This window comes from Brevibacillus porteri (assembly GCF_003013475.1).
In the GTDB taxonomy this organism is placed as follows: domain Bacteria; phylum Bacillota; class Bacilli; order Brevibacillales; family Brevibacillaceae; genus Brevibacillus; species Brevibacillus porteri.
Window position 1 is genome coordinate 146,722 of record NZ_PXZO01000011.1, and the last position, 18,522, is coordinate 165,243.

Below are 18,522 nucleotides of genomic sequence, written 5' to 3' on the forward strand. Positions count from 1 at the left end.
ATAAGCCAGCGAAAGAAGGGATCATGGATGAAACGATTCACGATCATGGCTGTATCCATCGCTGCTCTGCTATTATCGCCAGTCATCGCCTCCGCCAAGGAAGGCGTGATCAACAGCAAGGGAGAATGGATCGTGGCACCTACGTTCGAGGAAGTGAAGGACACGGGTGGACTCTACGCTGCAACACTGGGAGACAGTCCAGCCAACCAATCCTGGGGTTTCATTGATCAAAGAGGAAAGTGGGTAATTAAGCCTCAATTCTCGTACGTGGGTTCCTTCGCTGCAAACGGACTTGCGCCTGCTGCACAAAACCTGAAATACGGTTACATCAATAAAAAGGGACAATGGGTCATCAAACCGCAGTTTCATCCTATCGAGCAAGAGAAGTCCATGGTTGTGGACCGTTCCTTTTCCGCGAATGGGTTAGCCTGGGCATACAAAGATGGAAAAGCGGGCTTTATCAATACGTCAACGGGATAGCCAAGGTGATGATCAATGGCAAGGTGGCTTATATCAATAATAACGGAAAAATTTTGCTCAAAACCGCCTATACAGATGCAGGCGACTTCCATCAAGGTCTGGCGTGGATTTTGTCAAACGGGAAGGTTGGTTATATCGACACCAAGGGAAAACTAGTGATTAAGCCTAGCTTTGAACCCGATTATGGAATGGTTACAAGAGCAGGCGACTTTCAGTCAAATGGCTTGGCACCGGCCTTATTAAACGGGAAATGGGGCTTTATCAACAAAAAAGGAGTATGGGTCATGAAACCTCAGTTTGCTTGGGTGAGGAGCATTTCTCCCGCTGGCTTTGCTGTCGTAGGTGTCCAGTAGTGTTTTTTTTCAATCGGATTGGGAAAGTAGACAGAATTTGGTATGATAAGAAAAGATTCGATAAATGATCGTACTGGCAGGTGATGTGATGTATTTCCAGAATCAAGATTCGCAATCAAGTTATCGACAAACCCCTGAAAATTCTTCTCTATCCCCAAACTCTAAAAACTCAACGCCACATGTCTTACAGCTCGCCAAAAAAGTCGGAAATAAAGCCATGATCCATTTACTCCAAAAGCAAAAAAATAACCAACCTGTGATACAAGGCAAATTCAAGGGTATTGAACCAACCGATTACACAACAGATGAGTATGACAACGATCCGGATAATGAAGGTCAATTTACTGCTGTGCGAGCAGATAAAGGCCTCCCCACCTTTTTTGGCGTGTTGAAAGATACATATGGTGAGGACAACGTAAATAAACGATTCTTTTCCAAGACAGTTGAATTAGGAGATACATGTGATCGTCCTCATTCTGTTTCTGCTATCGTAAAAAAAGGCACATCGAGAAAAGATCGTAAAGGCGATTCTTTTGTAAGTGCGATCGGCAATTTGGGTACAGAAGAGCGATTGATACGGGATGGAAAAAATGATGCAGCCAAAACCGCATACGATGGGGGACACCTGGTCGGTTATCAGATTGTACGAGGAATCGAAGCGAACCAAGCGTGGAATATAGCCCCGCAAGATGTGAAAAACAACGAGCATTCCTATAATAATACGATTGAAAAAATGCTACGTGGAGCGGGAAAAGGTACAGAGTATGTGTACAACGTTGAAGTGAAATACGATCAATGGAACTTTAGTGTGGATCAAGAACAATTGGTAAAGTTAGGTGCATTGAAACAGGTTGATTCAACGAAGCCATGGGAAATTCAGCTGCCAGTCAGAATTCCGTTTAAATGGGATGCGAAGGCGGATATGACCAAGACAGATAAAAAGAATTGGAAATTTAGTAGTCCAACAAAGGGTGAATCTTCTTTCGAACAATTTTCTCAAACAATGGATGAAGGAAATTTGGATTTTACGAGAAAAAGCCACACAGCAAGATTCAATCTTGCATTTTCCGATAAGGACGGAAATGAGGAGCTCTATGACATTGATTCCAATAATTTCGATGCTAAGAAAGTGAAAGGGATTCGCTACTCCATGCATCAATCTTTACCTACAGACTTTTTGAAAAATCAAAATCCGGTAGATTGGATGGGGAACGAAGCAAATAAAATTGCTCATTTTGGTGAGGTCACAAAAGGGAAAGCTTCGTCCACCAATATTTTGGAAATCATGTCAGCTAAACTGAAGCGAAACAAAATTCTTATCGATGAGATTGAAGAAATTGACGATGTAAAGAAGCCAGAAAAAATGAGATTTATTCCAGAAGGGATTTCCCATCTAGACGAACGTGACGAGAAAAAATGTGTATTTATTTATCAATTGGATAAAAACAAAATTCGAAATGAATACATGGCACTTAAGAAAATAGAGGCGGATTACTACCCATTTTTTGATGTACAACAAGAAGAAGAGGAAAGGTTTGAGAAAGAAAAGGATGACTTCGATACCATAGCAAATGAGTTCGCTACATGGATGGAGGAATTAGACAAGAAAGAAGAGGATGAGATTGAAAGTATTCAGCAAAAAATGGCCCAGTATAGCAAAATACTAGAGGGACAGACCCTAACTCTGACACGGATAAAAAACCATCGGATAGGAAGGAATTTATACCAGGAAACAGTAGAAGAGATCTATCCACAATATAAAGAGAAAATATCGCGCAGCTTACAAGTATTACGATCGATAACTGGTTATGATTCTGACATCGAATATCATGATAGTAAAAACAAAACGAATATGAATGGGAAAAGAACACTGGAGGCTAAGGAAGATAAGCGTAAAAAAAGAAAAGATGATAAGGAACAACAAGAAGAATATAAAAAGATGATCGAAGTAGCAACAGGCAAGTATAAGCGAAAATCAGTAGAAGATTATTTAAATAAGAAGTAATGAGGAGTAAGGCAATGAACATGTGCGGGAAGTAATGGGAACGAGGTGCAGGTTTTTGCCCCAGCACCTCGTATTTGTCATACATAGATGAAGCTTGCTTTATTCTGCTCGGTCTCTATCGGCCTCATTATTCGCAACATCCCATGTGTCATTGCCGTCAGCCGCTACATTCTCTCCCATTTCGTTGCCAAGTGCACCCCCGGCAACCGCACCTGCAATGGTACCAAGCGGCCCTAAAATAGAACCTACGGCAGCACCTACTGCCGCACCGCCAACTGTTCCTACTGCTTCAGAAGCTCCACTGCCTGACATGTTTGCTTCGTTGTTGTCAACGTTGTCAACAGCATCGTTGTGATTGCGTTCGTTGTTAGTAGTCAAGATTGTCACTCCCTCGATTAGTGTTGGGAAGTTCTGCTATATCAAACGTGCAGCCCCAAGGCATAGGATGCCCCAGACAAATCATTTCATTCCAAAAATAACCTTGAAGCTGGAGGTATTGAGCAAATGATTCAATCCATCGTCCATATCGCGCTAGTGGTCAAAGATTATGATGAAGCCATTGCGTTTTATACGAAGAAGCTCCATTTTACCTTAGTGGAAGATACGTATCAGGCAGAACAGGATAAGCGGTGGGTTGTCGTAGCTCCACCTGGCTCTTCTGGCACCACCATCTTACTCGCAAAAGCTTCCAAGCCTGAGCAAGAGCCTTTTATTGGCAATCAGGCAGGTGGTAGAGTCTTTCTCTTTTTAAATACAGATGACTTTTGGAGAGATTATCATGAGATGGTCTCAAGAGGCATCCAATTTGTAAGGGAGCCAATGGAACAACCGTACGGAATGGTGGCGGTCTTTCAGGATTTATATGGCAACCTGTGGGATTTACTAGAGCTGAAAGAAGATCATCCGATTGCCAAACGAATGAAGTAGTGAGTTACCCAGCTAGACAAAAAAACAGGTCTTACCTCCAGTGATGTGGATGGAAAGACCTGTTTTTCATTTCGGGTTACACGATATAGGATAGTCCCATGATCAAGATGATTGCCACAACAGAAAGAATGGTCTCCATCACTGTCCACGTTTTCAGTGTATCTTGCACGGACATATTGAAGTATTCCTTGATCAGCCAGAAACCAGAATCATTTACGTGAGACAGGATCAGGGAGCCAGAACCTGTTGCCAGTACCAAAAGCTCTGGGCTTGTTCCAGGGATTTGCATCGCGATCGGACCTACGATACCAGCTGCCGTCATCATGGAGACGGTTGCAGAGCCAGTTGCCACACGGATCAAGGCCGCGATCAGCCAGCCCAGGAAAATAGGGGAGATCGCAGATGCAGTAGCAAGCTCAGCAATATAGTCACCCACACCGCTGTTCAGCAGTACTTTGTTAAATGCGCCACCTGCGCCGATAACGAGCAAGATTGTCGCGGTTGGGGCCAAGCAATCATTTGTGAATATGAGAATATCGTCTTTGGTAAAACCGCGGTTGAACCCGAGCGTCCAGAAGGAAACAATCACGGCAATCAACAGAGACGTAATCGGGCTACCGATAAAATCAGCCCATTGGCGAATGGTATTTTCTTTTGGCAGCGTCACATCTGCAACCGTAGCAGACAGCATCAACAGCACGGGGAGCAAGACGGTGAAGACGGTGATCCCAAAGCTGGGCAAATCACGCTCGGATTTTGGCTCTGCCAACTGGGAAGAGAGCTCTGGAGAGATGCTGGTCTTGACCCGTTTGCTTATCCAACTACCGTAGAGTGGTCCTGCAATAATCGCGGAAGGCAGTGCGACAATGATCGAGAGCAAAATCGTTTTACCAACATCCGCCTGGAACAGATCGACAGCGGCCATAGCAGCAGGGTGCGGCGGCACAATCCCGTGAACGATGGACAGGCCGGCTACGAGCGGAATTCCGATTTTGACAAGGGAGACACCTGTTTGTCTGGCAATCGTAAACACGAGTGGAATCAAGAGAACAAAACCAACCTGGAAAAATACCGGAATCCCTACGATAAATGCCACGAACATCATGGCCCAATGTACATTTTTCTCACCGAAGCGATTGATGAGAGTACGGGCAATGCGTTCGGCACCGCCAGATTCTGCCATCATTTTGCCAAGCATAGTTCCCAAGGCAAGCACGATCGCGATAAAGCCGAGTGTGCCACCCATTCCATCCTTGATCGAATCCACAACTTTTACAAGCGGCATGCCGGATGCGATTCCCACAAATCCAGCGGCCAATAACAACGCAATAAATGGGTTCAGTTTGAAGCGAGTAATGAGAACGAGCAGAAAGATGATAGACAGCAGTGTTATGACGAGTGGCATGATGAACCCTCCCTAGTTGTTGTCTCTAGTTGTTCAACCGCTTTTGGAATTCGGCTATCAGCTTGTACTCTTCCAGCAGGTTGTAATAAACACGCTCGTATATATAGAAAAGCTCCAAATAGACACTGGATCGTTCCAAATCAGGCTCATGGCGATGGGAAATATGAATCATCTTTTTCACATCTTGCAAATGATCCATTGCCCCCAATGCATGCATCGCCAAGAGAGCGGCACCAAAGCTCGAGCTTTCATGACTCTCCGGAATCAGCACTTCATACCCGAACATGTCGGACATAATCTGGCGCCATTCCCGCGAGCGGGCGAATCCACCCGATGCCCGGATTTCCTTGGCTCCACCTGCCAGGTCGCGCAGGGCGATACCGATGCTGTAGACGCTAAACAAGATTCCTTCAAGTACAGCTCGGATAAAATGCTCGCGCTTATGATGGAGGCCGATACCGAAGAAGGAGCCTCTTGCTTGGGCGTTCCAGTACGGAGCTCGTTCGCCGGATAGGAAGGGGAGAAAGAGCAACCCGTCTGCACCAGCTCGAACATGCTCAGCAGCTTGGATCATGACTTCATAGGGATCGACGCCGAGCTGTTTGGCTTTTTCCACTTCGGGCCAACTGAATTCGTCACGGAACCAGCGAAGCATGATCCCACCGTTGTTCGAGGGTCCGCCAATCACCCAATGATTTTCCGTCAGCACGTAGCAGAATGTCCGTCCTTTTGGATCGGTGATCGGTTCTGGAACTACGGTTCTTACAGCGCCACTCGTGCCAATCGTGATGGCTACTTGTCCATGATCAATGGCTCCGATGCCGAGGTTTGCCAAAACCCCATCGCTAGCACCGACAACGAAAGGCGTATCTGGATCGATTCCGATCTCTTCCGCATAACGAATCTTCATTCCTCGCAGGATAAGAGTAGTCGGTACAGGCTCACTGAGATGTTGCTTGGAAATGCCTGCGACTCGCAGCGCGTCCTCATCCCAGTTGAGCTTTCTCAGATTGAACAGCCCCGTAGCGGAAGCAATGGAGTAATCGACGATATACTCACCAAAAAGCCGATAAATGACATACTCCTTAATCGAAATAAACTTGGCTGCCCGCCGAAACGTATCAGGCAAATTCTCCCGTAGCCACATGATTTTGGGCAGGGGAGACATGGGATGGATAGGCGTGCCCGTCGCTAAGTAAATCTGATGACCGACACCGTCTGCTTTTAGTCGATCTGCTTGTGCCACGCTCCGATTGTCAGCCCAGATGATGCTGTTCGTCAGGGGATTGCCACTCGGGTCGACAGCGATCAGACTATGCATGGCAGTAGAGAAGCCAATACCACCGATCTCGCTTTTGGCAATGCCTGCATGCTCCAGCGCTTGCTTCAATGCCTGTATGACAGCAGCAAAAATCGTCTCCGGTTCTTGCTCAGCCCAAGACGGCTGGGGAACGAGTAGCTGATAATCGATATTACCCGTACCGCGGATGGCGCCGGAAGGAGTGAATACAATTGCTTTGGTACTGGTTGTCCCGATATCAAGCCCGATAAAATAGGTTTGCGTCATAGAAGTCACCCCTAATTGAATACGCTTTCAACGTGTTGTCATGGAGATAACGCGATTATATCGAAATTTTTTTCATTTGTTAAGCATTAAGAAAAAAATTATTTCATAATTGAACACTTCACACGATGCTTGTATGATTTGCATTTTTCTCCTGCAAGTTGCAAGAGGAGGGTAAGCAAAAGAAAAAACGCCTGATTTACAGGCGTTTGAGTGAGATGGCTTCGCGGATGTGCTGGATATTGGCGATCGTATCATCCTGCCTCCGTAAGGATACGGCTACATAGAGCAGATCAATTAAGCTAAGCTGAGCAAGCCTGGACGACAGGGCTTCTGTACGAAATACCGTTTCGCGTGAAGTCGTGTACAAGCACATATCTGCCAGACGCACGAGAGGAGATTTTCCATAGCTCGTGATGCCGATTGTTTTTGCTCCGGCGTCCTTGGCAACCTGTAGGGCTGCCAAAATATCTTTATTGGACCCAGAGTGGGAGATGCCTACGACGACAGCACCTTTGGTAAGCAGAGAGGCAGACATTACTTGATAGTGAGCATCAGAATGATAGAGACAAGGGATGCCTGTCCGCATAAATTTGTGGTACGCATCCTGTGCGATGACGGCTGAGCCTCCCGAGCCATAAAACTCGATCCGGTTTGCGTTTTCCAAACAGGAGACGATTTTCATTAACTCATCTTTATTAATAATCTGCTGCGTGTCTCGAATCGTCTCGATATTCGCTGTGAAAATTTTTTCAGCAATCGCACTGACGTCATCGTCGTCGAGGTTGATTTCTTGGTGAATGGTTTGCTTCGGATTCGTGACTTCACTCGCCAAGGCGATCTTGAATGCTTGGTAGCCGCGAAAGCCCAGTCTGCGACACAGACGAAATACGGTAGCATCTGCACACTGGCATTGGTCGGCTAGCTCCGTGATCGAGAAGTGAATAATTTCACTGGCATGCTCCAACATATAGTCGGCGATCTGTTGTTCTTTCCCGCTTAATTGCGTATAGATGGCGCGTAATTGCGTGAGCACGCGAGGAGCAGGCGGGGTGGAAGCGTTCATCAATAGGTACCTCCTAACGTTCCATTGTGGATCTGTACTGATAGTATAAGGAAAATCAGACTCCTTTTCATAGGTTCGAAAAAATTTTCTTCATTTTTGATGAAAGATGAAAATTTTTATCTTATAATACGTGGTAACGGATATGATCCAAAAAGGAGTGACGTACACGATATGAAACTTGCGATCCTCGGATTAGGAAAAATGGGGTACAATCTCACCCTTAATTTGCTCTCGCATCAGCATGAGGTCGTAGCCTATGATGTAGATTCTACGCGAGCAGAAGAGTTGAGTCATGAAGGCGCGATTCCAGCATTTTCGGTGGAAGATGCTGTGGCGAAGCTGCCGACACCTCGCGTAATATGGCTGATGGTACCGGCAGGAGAGATTGTGGATCAATTGGTTGATCAACTCTCTACCTTGCTTGCTGCAGGGGATATCGTCATTGACGGTGGCAACTCTCATTACAAGCAATCATTAGATCGCTATGCTCGCTTAAAGGAAAAGGGTATTCACTTCATGGATGCAGGTACGAGCGGAGGCATGGAGGGAGCGCGCCACGGAGCATGTATGATGATTGGTGGAGATCGAGAAGCATACACACATATTGAGCCAATGATTCGCGACATTAACGTCGAAAACGGATATTTGTATGCTGGGGAAGCGGGCAGCGGCCACTTCTTGAAAATGATTCATAACGGGATCGAATACGGTATGATGCAGGCGATTGGGGAAGGCTTTGAGGTACTTGCGAAAAGCCAGTATAACTACGATTTTGCCGAGGTCGCACGCGTGTGGGCAAATGGCTCCGTCATTCGTGGCTGGCTGATGGACTTAACAGAGCGAGCTTTTCGAAAAGACGCCAAGCTCGATGAAATCCGTGGGGTCATGCATTCTTCCGGGGAAGGAAAATGGACGCTGGAAACCGCGCTGGATCTACAGGCAGCCACACCCGTAATTGCGATGTCCTTACTGATGCGTTACCGTTCGTTGGACGAGGATACCTTCCACGGAAAAGTGGTCGCAGCCTTGCGCAATGAATTTGGCGGACATGCCGTAGAAAAGAAATAAGAAATGGGATGACCGTAAAGGTGCTTCGGTGGTTGAAGCTCTGGGGTCATCCTTTTTTGTTTTGTATATGGAAGAAGAAGGAATTTTCATTTAGAAAGCAAAGTATGCATGTATCGCCCAGAAGTTTGCCTGGTCTTGGTACAAGAATGAGAAAGGAATCGTGACCCTTACGCTAAACAGACCAGAGGCATTGAATGCATTGAACCGAGATGTCCTTTATCAGCTTTCGACCATCTTAAACAGGATCAAATCCGATAACAGTGTGAAAGCGGTCATCCTTACAGGGGCGGGAGAAAAAGCATTTTCGGCAGGGGCTGACATCTCGTATCTGCATCAAGCGACACCGTTGGAAGTAAGGGATTTTGCTCAGTTGGCCGTTTCGGTCACGAGTCAGATCGAATCGTTGGGAAAAGTAGTCGTTGCTGCAATAAACGGCTATGCGTTGGGCGGGGGCCTTGAGATCGCTGAATCGTGCACGCTGCGTATTGCGGTTCACCATGCCAAAATGGGACATCCAGAAGTACGAATTGGAGCAGTGGCGGGCTTTGGTGGAACAACCAGACTCCCTAGGCTAATAGAAAAAGGCCGTGCCGCGGAGTTGCTTCTGACAGGATCAGCGATAGATGCGGATGAAGCATACCGAATGGGACTGGTAAATCGGGTCGTTTCGCGTGAGCGGCTACTGGCAGAAACAGAGGAGGTTCTCCAAGAAATTTTGGCTCAGTCTCCGCTGGCAGTGAAACTAACGTGGGACGCGATTCATCGAGGGAGTAACCTGACTGTAGAGGAGTCCGCACTTCTAGGCGCAGACTACTTCGGACTCGTGGCATCCACTGAAGACTTCCGGGAAGGAACCAAAGCTTTCTTAGACAAGACTCCACCGCGTTTTACAGGAAGATAATCATACGAGCTTCAATACCTCACACAATTCAACCAACCGCCTAACTCCGTACATCTGATGGCGATTGCGATCGTGAATGCTTCTGATCGCATCCGCCGTCACTTTTTTGGCCTGTTCAATACTTTGATTTTCTACTGCTTGTACAATTTCTTTCATATTCGTTAGAAAATACACCGTATTGCGCAATGTGCGGATAAGCAAAATCTTCCGTATATCCATGGGAGTGAATTGGCGGTAGCCATTCTCAGGATCTCGTGGCAGTACAAGCAAGCCTTCTTTTTCCCAATGGCGGATCGCAGACGTTGTGACTCCTGTGTAAGCAGCGACTTCACCAATCGTCATGCGGTTTCGCCACTTTTTGTTTGGAGGCAAGGGGAGATCGAGATTATCCAAAAGCTCGAGTGTTTGGTTTGCTGCGACCTTCTCTTGTTGGAGGTTGGCCTGTTCTTTATTCACGAGCCAAAAGGCAGCATCCATATCCGCTTTTTGAAGCGATCGAAGGACTTCACAGGTGACAGCGACACCAAAGCCGGGAAACATGGCGCGCAGGCAACGAAAATAGGCAAGATGGATTTCTGTATAAAGTCGATACCCATTGTCTGCACGATCAGGAGCAGGAACGACTCCCCATGATTCATAATGGCGCAAAGCACTCGTACTAATATGTAGCTCGCGAGCGATCTCAATCGGCTTGTAATAAGGCATCTGACGCACCTCCCGCAGGTTTGTTATCGCGGATTTCACTATACCAAGAACAGCAAATTGAATCAAATGCTTCTGTTAATGGGAAAGTCGTAATACTTTTACCCTGTTCAGCAGGGGATGGAAAGGCGAATATTGTCAATAGGTATTCATTCTTCTTTTGCAGAGGTGAGACAACGTATGGCCATTGTTCAGCTACGATCACAGAATCCGGACTTTTCGTACATGATCAAGAAAAATCCGAATTCCGGACTGAGTTTACGATCCATTCGAAAAGGCATCGCATACGGGTGGTTTTCCAATACGGATACATACAACGTTTACTTTAAAGACGCAGAAAATGAGGTCTCCTATAAACAAACCGAACAGGAGCATTTTGAATATTTGAATGTCTCCCGGTACAATACACCCTTGTTTCCGTTAAATGCGATTAATGAGTTTTTTTCCGCTCCGATGAAGCAACACGACGAGCGGGATGCAGAAGGGTATGAGCATGTTTTTTTCATCAACATGATTCACATCGAAAGACTGCTGTATCTGACATTTTTTGAGAAGCACCTCAAGGACTTTACCTTTGAACTCAAGCACCACGCCGATAAAAGCTACGCTCTGACCATCACAACGAGAACGAGTCTGCATCAGCTTCTCCACGTCGTGAGTGTGCTCTGTCTATTCTTGAGTATGTTTGGAAAAGAGTACATCGACATATCCGATAACATCCTGGATAAATACATCAAAAGCATCCATGTTATCGACGCACCTTTTTACATACGAAGCCTGTTCGCTCGCAACTTCCTGACAACGAGAGAGCGCTATCGCAAGTACAAGACCGAGATCGAGAAGACGAACCGCTACCCCATTCAATTGGAGTACGGCAGCACCGGTTTGCAGAGAAGGAACTACATCGCGGGTAAGCTTCCTTTTACCAAATCTATTGTAGATATCGGATGTGGAGAAGGCTTTTATGCGATCCCGTTCGCTACTAAGCTGCCGCAGTATTACTATGCCATCGATATCGATGAACAATCGCTGGAAGTAGTCAGACGCAGGGCTGAGGAAAAAGAAATCTCGAATCTGATTTTGTTCCGCTCGCTTGATCAGTTTTTGCAGGATTACAACGGTGAGCAGGTAGATGTCATTTTGACTGAGGTCATTGAGCATATGAGCAAAGAAGAAGCGAGAGTGCTCATCAAGCAAATCTGTAGTCGATTGGATTTTGACCATTTTGTCATAACTACACCGAACTCGGATTTTAATCCTTTCTATGAACTGGAAGGCTATCGCCACGACGATCATAAATGGGAAATGGGACAAGAAGAGTTCCAGGCATGGATGACCGAGATCATGGAAGAAGCCGGGGTGCAGGGCCAATTTGTATCCATTGGTGACGGCGTGAATGACATACACACCACACAAGGCGTCATTGTCCAGAGAAAGGGGGCGTAACGATGCTGTTACAGACGCAGGTTCACACGATTTTTATGCTCGTCGGTCCCACAGAATGTGGGAAAACGACTTTTGCCAAGGAAGTACTCATGCCGAGGCTGTCTTTTGAAGATGAACAAAAAAACGCAAAAGCAAATGTCCAATACATTTCCTCGGATAGCATTCGCCAGGAACTGCTGGGCTATGATTACGACAAGTATGATCAGGTGATGCTTGAGGCCAGCGAGCAGGCATTTCAGCTCCTGTTTGAAAAGCTGCGCTTGGTGACATCGTTTCCGATCAACGCCGAATTCGTGGTTGTCGATACAACAGGACTAGCAGAAGACTTCCGTTCGAAAGTCCGCGAAATTGCAGCCGAGAACAATTACCGATTGGAGGTGATCCTCTTTGATTATCGCAATCGGGAAGATTACTATGCATCCGAGCGGTCAAAAAAACTGATTACCAACCATATTCTCCGGTTAAAGCAAGAAGTGCTTCGGGCATTATCCAAGGAAGGGTACCACAACATACACCGGATACGGCACAAAGATTTTTACGCACTAGCTGATGGGGTGGCTAATCCACGTTATGAGGTCATGATCGAAAATAAGGATGCCTATCTGGCTACGATCCTTCCCAAAGACCAAACATACATTATCATCGGAGACATTCACGAATGCGTCCACGAATTAAAAGGTCTCCTGCAAAACTACGGATTCAAGCTCGAGGACAATCGTCTCATCTCGACTGACAAGGTGCAGCATACCAAAATCATCATAGCAGGGGACTGGATCGACAAAGGAGCGCAAACCAGGGAGATCATCGAGTTTCTATACGAAAATCAACAGCATTTCTTGTTTGTTGTCGGGAACCACGAAAATTTTGTCTACAAGTACTTGCGAAAGGAATTAAAAGGGGTAGACCCGCAGCTATTGGAGAATTACTTTGATTCCACACACGTCCTGGAAAAAGATGCTGAACTAACAGCGATGTTCAATCACCTGTATACGCTCGCTCAGCCGTTTTATCGATCGAACGCACTGACTGGCCCGTCCTATTATGTAACACACGCTCCCTGCAAAAAGAAGTATATGGGAAAGCTTGATACAAATTCGATGCGGCGCCAACGTAATTTTCGGATAGATCGAACAGCTTCATTGGAAGAGCAACTCGCATTTTTGACGGGTGAAGCGGTCAGTAACCATCCGTACCATATTTTTGGACATATTGCGGCGCAAAAAACGTTTCGCCTGAAGAACAAGCTCCATCTCGATACAGGATGTGTGCACGGAAATGCTTTGACCTCCGTCGTGATCGCACACAAGCCGTTTTTCAAATCGTTTCAGTCTGAGCATCGGGTGATGACTGATGAGCTGCCGATCTTGTTCCATGCAGAAAAACAAGTATCCATGGGAGACTTGGAAGAGGAAGAACTCCGTCGACTCCGTTACTGTTCGCAAAATAAGGTCAATTTTATTTCCGGAACGATGCCTCCGGCGGATAAGGATCAGGCGACTCAGGAATTGGAGTCTTTGAAGGCAGGGCTGGACTACTTCGCGAGTCGAGGCATTCAGCAAGTCGTGTTACAGCCGAAATACATGGGTTCGAGATGCAATCTCTATCTCCATCATGATCGCGACAAATGCTTTGCGATCAGCAGAAACGGTTATGCCATCAATCAAGTTGATTTGACACTAATTTATGACAAGCTACATGCAAGGTTCAGCGAATACATGGAGCAGAATGAAATGGCAATGCTCATCTTGGATGGCGAATTGTTGCCGTGGAGTGCAATAGGGAAGGGCTTGATCGAAAAGCAGTTCAAACCAATCGAATCCGCGCTGCACAGTGAATTTGCATTTTTGCAGGAAAATGGTTTTGAAGAGGCGCTTCACCAACTCATTCACAACTATGACGAGAGCGGATTCGAAAAAGACCAGTTCCACCTTTCCAAGAGTGCGCTCACGGAAAAATTCGGTTCGAGCTTGTATCAAAACTACAAGTATGTACGAGAAATCAAAGAGAGCTACGTTCCTGTCGACAAGCATTTGGAGGCCTATCACATTTACCAAAAACAGATGGAGCTCTATGCAGGAGAAGGGGAGTTAGCCTACAAGTCATTTTCCATTCTAAAGGCTGTCTATTTGAATGGGGACGAGCAATTGCCGAAATCGGATACATCCGATATGTATCGCTTCGTAAATGACGATCATTTTCTCGCCATCGATTTGTCTGAGCCGAATGCATATGAACTAGCGACACGTTACTTTGCCACGATTACACTGGAAAACAAGATGGAAGGCATCGTGATCAAGCCAGAGGTCATCGATCAGAAGGTCGTTCCTGCCATGAAGGTTCGCAATCCGGAGTACTTGGCGATTATTTATGGCTACGACTACCGTTTTCCACACAAGTACCGAAAGCTGTTCAATCAGAAAAATATTACGCAAAAGCTCAAGACTTCGATGAAGGAACACAGGCTGGGGGAGCGGATGCTTGGGTTCAAATTCGACGAAATTTCTCCAGAAAATACGGAATATCAAAAAGTAGTCGCAACGATGCTCTTTGAAGTGGCGAAGGAAAAAGAGATCGATCCGCGATTGTAAATGAAAAACGAGAAGCCGCTACCACACGGGCTTCTCGTTTTTATTCGTAGAGCTATTTGTTGGAGGAAGGAGTAGCATTATCCCAGGCTTCAATATTATCGAGACCTTCAATACTGTCCTTGTAGAACACAGGATCTTTTCCTGCTTTTTTCTGTTCCAAATAATCATGTAGCGCAGCATAGGCGACTTTTGACAACATGGCGATCGCAATCAGATTGACGATGACCATGAGGCCCATGAACAAATCGGCCAAATCCCATACGAGCTGTACCTTTGCCACTGATCCGAACAACACCATGGCGAGTACACTTAAACGATATAGCATGAGCCATGCTTTGCTTGTCTTTAAAAACTCGATGTTGGTCTCGCCATAATAGTAGTTCCCGATCAATGTACTGAAGGCGAACAGGAATACCATAATGGCAAGGAAGCCAGACGCCCAAGAACCAATATGAATGCTCAGTGCTGCTTGGGACAGCTCAATGCCACTCAGTCCTTGTTGCGTGTATGCGCCGGACAGCAAAATAATGAAAGCTGTGCTTGTACAGATCACGAGGGTATCGAATAGAACACCGAATGCTTGAATCAAACCTTGCTTCACTGGATGGCTTGTCGTTGCTGTAGCTGCAGCATTCGGGGCACTACCCATACCAGCTTCGTTAGAGAACAAACCACGCTTGATGCCGTGCATCAGGGCTGCACCCAGGGTTCCACCAGCAAATTGCTCGAATCCAAACGCGTTTTTCACAATCAACGTGATCAGTGCAGGCATCTCGGTGATGTTCATCATCACAATAAACAGGGCCATACCTATGTACAACACGGCCAAGACAATCACGATGTACTCAGACATTTTTGCGATGCGTTTCACACCACCGAAAATAATCAATGCAAATGCGATCGTCATGATAATTCCGATTGTCAATCGGTCAGTACCGAACGAATTTTCAAAGGCAATCGTGATAGTGTTGGATTGCACGGCGTTAAATACGAGACCAAACGAAAGGGTGATGAGGACAGCAAACAGTGCGCCCATCCAACGTTTGTTCAGTCCTTTTTCCATGTAATAAGCCGGACCGCCACGAAAACCGTTTTTATCCTTGATTTTATAAATCTGAGCGAGCGTACTCTCAACAAAACTGGATGCTGAACCGATAATTGCAATGACCCACATCCAGAATACGGCGCCAGGACCACCTAAAGCAATGGCAATGGCAATTCCTGTAATGTTCCCTGTGCCGACACGCGCGGCCATACTAATAGCGAAAGCTTGAAAAGGGGAGATGCCACCATCGTCTTTCGCTCTGCCTTCTTTAATGGAACGGATCATTTCCGGCAACATACGTACTTGCAAAAATTTACCTCGGAAGGTAAAGAACAAGCCTAACGCGATTAGCATGACAATGATAATATAGGACCACAAAAAATCGTTTATAGAAGCTGTTACATCAAGTAGGAATTGTTGCATCGTGTCACCTCGAATTTTGTTATGAATGTTTCCTTAGTATTCTCTAAAAAATCGTTACATCCCATTCCTGAGCCATATGTTTTAACAATGAAACGCCCGCTACACTGTTTCCACAACCATCAATGGAAGGTCCAAAAATACCGATTCCACAACCATCTTGAAACGGTGAATGTGGTTTGCGGTTAGGAGGAACCAGTGTCATGATTCCGCCAGAGACGCCACTTTTTGCTGGCAGGCCAACATTCGCGGCGAATTTGCCCGATGCATCGTACATGCCACAGGTGAGCATCAGTGCTTTGGCTAAACGGACGACATCCTTCGGGAGAACTTGTTCGTTGCGCATCGGATGGTAGCCATCGAGTGCCAAAAGGAGACCGATCAAGGCAATTTGCTCGGTGGTTACTTCAATCGAGCATTGGGTGAGATAGACCTCCAAAGCGTCTTCCACTTCACACGCCAAATAGCCAGTATCCTTTAAATAGTGAGCGAGTGCCCGGTTTCTGTGAGAGTTTTCCCATTCGGAAAGAAACACTTCCTCGTTCACCGTTGGCGTAGCACCAGTAATTTTACTGAAAAATGCATACAAGTAACGCAGTTTATGATCCGGTGTTTGACCAGGGAGAAGTGAAGAGGTCGTAATCGCTCCCGCATTGATCATCGGATTAAAAGGCTTACCTGGCTTGTTCATTTCCAGACGGATAATGGAGTTGAATGCATCTCCAGTCGGTTCTACATCTACCCGATCCAACACGTAAGGGATACCATGGTAGCAGCAAGCAGCAATAAAACTGATTACTTTCGAAATACTTTGCATCGTGAAAGGAACTTCCCAGTCACCCGCCGTGTGCATTTTTCCTGTAGGCTCGATGATGCAAATACCTAACTGATTCGGATCCGTTCTGTCCAAAGCAGGGATATAACTGGCACATTTTCCTTCAGATGCCTTGGAACGATATTGTTCCACCCATTGTTGTAATTCATCCACGAGTAAAACCTGTTGAATCAACGCCTTTCCCCCCAAAAATCGAATACATTGCTCTAACGCGAAGTGTATAGAAAGCGCTTCCATGCTTCGCGAAATACATATAATGATCACTTTACAACCACCCTACAAAATAAAACAAAAACTCACAGATTGTTTCATGTGAGTTTCACATTTTTTTTGAGACTTGTGCTTTTTACACATTCTCGATAAAAATAGATAGGGGCATCAAGAAACAACATGGGAAGTGAGAGGCATGCGTGTTCAGACACAAGTAAAACGAGATTGGTATATATTGGCGCTCATGCTCATTACGGTCCCGTTGGCAGGAGAGTTGAAATTTTATCCCGTCAATGAGACATTTCGAATTAGCTTTGGAGCTCCTACCTTTTTCTTCTTTTTATTACTGTTTCAACGAATTCCATCTGTACTCGCTGGCTTTTTGACGGGGATGACGGTCGTATGCTTTCGGATTGTGATCGACCTCATCGCGGGGAATCATACAGCATGGGAGGCTTCCCTCCAAGCGCATTATTCTAGCTTTTTCTTTTATTTCGCCTATTCTGTTCTGTTTTATCTAACCGGAATGCGCCGTTTTCACAACAGGACGATTCTGGTTGGATTGATGGGGATGGTCATTGAGGTATTGGCAGATCTGTTGGAGGTTCTATCCCAATATGTGCTACTGGATACTGTCCTCACTTGGGGAGCGGTGCAAGAGATGCTTGTCATCGCGCTATCCCACAGCTTTATCGTGATTAGTTTTCTCAATATGATGAAGCTGTACGAAGCACAGTCGCGGGAGCAACAGACAAGAAAACAGAACGAGCATATGCTGATGCTTATTTCAAACCTGTATGAGGAATCGATTCATCTGAAAAAAACACTGCAAAATGCCGAGAGTATTAGTATGAAGTCTTTCGAGCTATACCAGGGCTTGCATGAGCTTCATAAAGAACAGGTAGTATCTTCGAATGTAGAGAGCTTCGCCAAGCGAGCATTGATTGTCGCAGGCGAGGTTCACGAGATTAAAAAGGACAACCAACGTATTTTTGCAGGGCTTCACAAGCTGATATCCGATGAAAGCATTTCGGACTACATGGACATCCATCAGCTCGTGGACATTATTAATCGAAGCAATATGAAGTATGCAACTTTGTTGGAGAAGGACATACAAATCACAGCTTCCATTTCGGGGACACATCCGCTCTACCATGTTTTCATGATGCTCTCTCTAATCAATAATCTGGTGGCAAATGCAGTGGAAGCCATCCAGCAAACAGGAGCTATTTCCATTGCAATTGATCGGATAGGCGATGTTGTGGAAATCAGAATCAACGATGACGGACCGGGGGTACCTCCACGGCGAAAGGCTTTGCTTTTCAAGCCTGGCTTTACTACGAAATACGATCGAACCGGCAACCCCTCTACAGGGATCGGACTGTCTTATGTACAACAATTGGTGGAACAATGGCAAGGGGAAATCTCCTTACAGGATGGAGTAGAAGGGAAGGGGACAACATTTCTCATGCGATTACCAATTGATCCGATAACGAAGAAAGAGTGA

At 45.9% G+C, this 18,522-nt stretch carries 16 protein-coding genes; 9 read left to right on the forward strand and 7 right to left on the reverse strand.

The window, feature by feature from the left end; genetic code table 11:
* Positions 1-27: 27 nt before the first annotated feature.
* From C7R92_RS08705 to C7R92_RS08715, 3 genes are all read left to right on the forward strand, one after another.
* Positions 28-480 (forward strand): WG repeat-containing protein, encoded by a 453-nt coding sequence (locus C7R92_RS08705; protein ID WP_106833943.1) that lies wholly within the window; start codon positions 28-30, stop codon positions 478-480.
* Positions 481-488: 8 nt separating this feature from the next.
* Entirely contained in the window at positions 489-833 is a 345-nt protein-coding gene (locus C7R92_RS08710) for a WG repeat-containing protein (RefSeq protein ID WP_158265731.1), read from the forward strand.
* A gap of 64 nt (positions 834-897) precedes the next feature.
* Positions 898-2,838, forward strand: a complete 1,941-nt coding sequence (locus C7R92_RS08715) for a hypothetical protein (RefSeq protein ID WP_244195697.1) — start codon at positions 898-900, stop codon at positions 2,836-2,838.
* A 99-nt stretch (positions 2,839-2,937) separates the two neighbouring features.
* Here C7R92_RS08715 and C7R92_RS08720 read toward each other — a convergent pair whose 3' ends face one another.
* Positions 2,938-3,150 carry a glycine zipper domain-containing protein gene (locus tag C7R92_RS08720; protein WP_026043071.1) on the reverse strand — a complete coding sequence of 71 codons (213 nt, stop codon included), beginning with the start codon at positions 3,148-3,150 and terminating at the stop codon, positions 2,938-2,940.
* Positions 3,151-3,342: 192 nt separating this feature from the next.
* Between C7R92_RS08720 and C7R92_RS08725 the strand changes: the two genes are divergently transcribed.
* A complete protein-coding gene (locus C7R92_RS08725; RefSeq protein ID WP_106833945.1) occupies positions 3,343-3,765 on the forward strand; it encodes a VOC family protein in 423 nt (140 codons plus the stop codon).
* A gap of 76 nt (positions 3,766-3,841) precedes the next feature.
* Here C7R92_RS08725 and C7R92_RS08730 read toward each other — a convergent pair whose 3' ends face one another.
* The 3 genes from C7R92_RS08730 to C7R92_RS08740 all read right to left on the reverse strand — a co-directional run bounded on the left by C7R92_RS08730 (position 3,842) and on the right by C7R92_RS08740 (position 7,800).
* On the reverse strand, positions 3,842-5,170 hold the full coding sequence (locus C7R92_RS08730) for a GntP family permease (RefSeq protein WP_106833946.1): 1,329 nt from the start codon (positions 5,168-5,170) through the stop codon (positions 3,842-3,844).
* A 25-nt stretch (positions 5,171-5,195) separates the two neighbouring features.
* Complete coding sequence (gntK, locus tag C7R92_RS08735; protein ID WP_106833947.1) at positions 5,196-6,737, reverse strand: gluconokinase; 1,542 nt, start codon at positions 6,735-6,737, stop codon at positions 5,196-5,198.
* Between the two features lie 196 nt (positions 6,738-6,933).
* Positions 6,934-7,800, reverse strand: coding sequence for a MurR/RpiR family transcriptional regulator (locus tag C7R92_RS08740; protein WP_017248369.1), 867 nt, complete (start codon positions 7,798-7,800; stop codon positions 6,934-6,936).
* Positions 7,801-7,971: 171 nt separating this feature from the next.
* Here C7R92_RS08740 and gnd point away from each other — a divergent pair, with 171 nt between their 5' ends.
* Both gnd and C7R92_RS08750 read left to right on the forward strand, forming a co-directional pair.
* On the forward strand, positions 7,972-8,868 hold the full coding sequence (gene gnd, locus C7R92_RS08745) for a phosphogluconate dehydrogenase (NAD(+)-dependent, decarboxylating) (protein ID WP_106833948.1): 897 nt from the start codon (positions 7,972-7,974) through the stop codon (positions 8,866-8,868).
* 160 nt (positions 8,869-9,028) lie between these two features.
* Complete coding sequence (locus C7R92_RS08750) at positions 9,029-9,769, forward strand: enoyl-CoA hydratase-related protein (RefSeq protein ID WP_244195698.1); 741 nt, start codon at positions 9,029-9,031, stop codon at positions 9,767-9,769.
* On the opposite strand, the gene C7R92_RS08755 is transcribed toward C7R92_RS08750, so the two are convergent.
* On the reverse strand, positions 9,770-10,474 hold the full coding sequence (locus tag C7R92_RS08755) for a TioE family transcriptional regulator (RefSeq protein WP_106833950.1): 705 nt from the start codon (positions 10,472-10,474) through the stop codon (positions 9,770-9,772).
* Positions 10,475-10,651: 177 nt separating this feature from the next.
* Between C7R92_RS08755 and C7R92_RS08760 the strand changes: the two genes are divergently transcribed.
* Positions 10,652-11,917: a class I SAM-dependent methyltransferase gene (locus C7R92_RS08760; protein ID WP_106833951.1), complete on the forward strand. Its 1,266-nt coding sequence runs from the start codon at positions 10,652-10,654 to the stop codon at positions 11,915-11,917.
* A 2-nt stretch (positions 11,918-11,919) separates the two neighbouring features.
* Entirely contained in the window at positions 11,920-14,505 is a 2,586-nt protein-coding gene (locus tag C7R92_RS08765; protein ID WP_106833952.1) for a metallophosphoesterase, read from the forward strand.
* A gap of 52 nt (positions 14,506-14,557) precedes the next feature.
* On the opposite strand, the gene C7R92_RS08770 is transcribed toward C7R92_RS08765, so the two are convergent.
* Together C7R92_RS08770 and C7R92_RS08775 are read right to left on the reverse strand one after the other, a co-directional pair.
* On the reverse strand, positions 14,558-15,973 hold the full coding sequence (locus C7R92_RS08770) for an alanine/glycine:cation symporter family protein (RefSeq protein ID WP_106833953.1): 1,416 nt from the start codon (positions 15,971-15,973) through the stop codon (positions 14,558-14,560).
* 43 nt (positions 15,974-16,016) lie between these two features.
* Positions 16,017-16,994 (reverse strand): glutaminase, encoded by a 978-nt coding sequence (locus C7R92_RS08775; RefSeq protein ID WP_069845124.1) that lies wholly within the window; start codon positions 16,992-16,994, stop codon positions 16,017-16,019.
* 217 nt (positions 16,995-17,211) lie between these two features.
* Between C7R92_RS08775 and C7R92_RS08780 the strand changes: the two genes are divergently transcribed.
* The gene (locus tag C7R92_RS08780) at positions 17,212-18,522 is read left to right on the forward strand and encodes an ATP-binding protein (protein ID WP_146147606.1); all 1,311 of its coding nucleotides are present in this window, start codon (positions 17,212-17,214) and stop codon (positions 18,520-18,522) included.

Bases quoted from the DNA above. Each gene is read 5' to 3' on its own strand.
- C7R92_RS08705 (WP_106833943.1), top strand. From the start codon at position 28: ATGAAACGATTCACGATCATGGCTGTATCCATCGCTGCTCTGCTATTA.
- C7R92_RS08710 (WP_158265731.1), top strand. From the start codon at position 489: ATGATCAATGGCAAGGTGGCTTATATCAATAATAACGGAAAAATTTTG.
- C7R92_RS08715 (WP_244195697.1), top strand. From the start codon at position 898: ATGATCGTACTGGCAGGTGATGTGATGTATTTCCAGAATCAAGATTCG.
- C7R92_RS08720 (WP_026043071.1), bottom strand. From the start codon at position 3,150: ATGTCAGGCAGTGGAGCTTCTGAAGCAGTAGGAACAGTTGGCGGTGCG.
- C7R92_RS08725 (WP_106833945.1), top strand. From the start codon at position 3,343: ATGATTCAATCCATCGTCCATATCGCGCTAGTGGTCAAAGATTATGAT.
- C7R92_RS08730 (WP_106833946.1), bottom strand. From the start codon at position 5,170: ATGCCACTCGTCATAACACTGCTGTCTATCATCTTTCTGCTCGTTCTC.
- gntK (WP_106833947.1), bottom strand. From the start codon at position 6,737: ATGACGCAAACCTATTTTATCGGGCTTGATATCGGGACAACCAGTACC.
- C7R92_RS08740 (WP_017248369.1), bottom strand. From the start codon at position 7,800: ATGAACGCTTCCACCCCGCCTGCTCCTCGCGTGCTCACGCAATTACGC.
- gnd (WP_106833948.1), top strand. From the start codon at position 7,972: ATGAAACTTGCGATCCTCGGATTAGGAAAAATGGGGTACAATCTCACC.
- C7R92_RS08755 (WP_106833950.1), bottom strand. From the start codon at position 10,474: ATGCCTTATTACAAGCCGATTGAGATCGCTCGCGAGCTACATATTAGT.
- C7R92_RS08760 (WP_106833951.1), top strand. From the start codon at position 10,652: ATGGCCATTGTTCAGCTACGATCACAGAATCCGGACTTTTCGTACATG.
- C7R92_RS08765 (WP_106833952.1), top strand. From the start codon at position 11,920: ATGCTGTTACAGACGCAGGTTCACACGATTTTTATGCTCGTCGGTCCC.
- C7R92_RS08770 (WP_106833953.1), bottom strand. From the start codon at position 15,973: ATGCAACAATTCCTACTTGATGTAACAGCTTCTATAAACGATTTTTTG.
- C7R92_RS08780 (WP_146147606.1), top strand. From the start codon at position 17,212: ATGCGTGTTCAGACACAAGTAAAACGAGATTGGTATATATTGGCGCTC.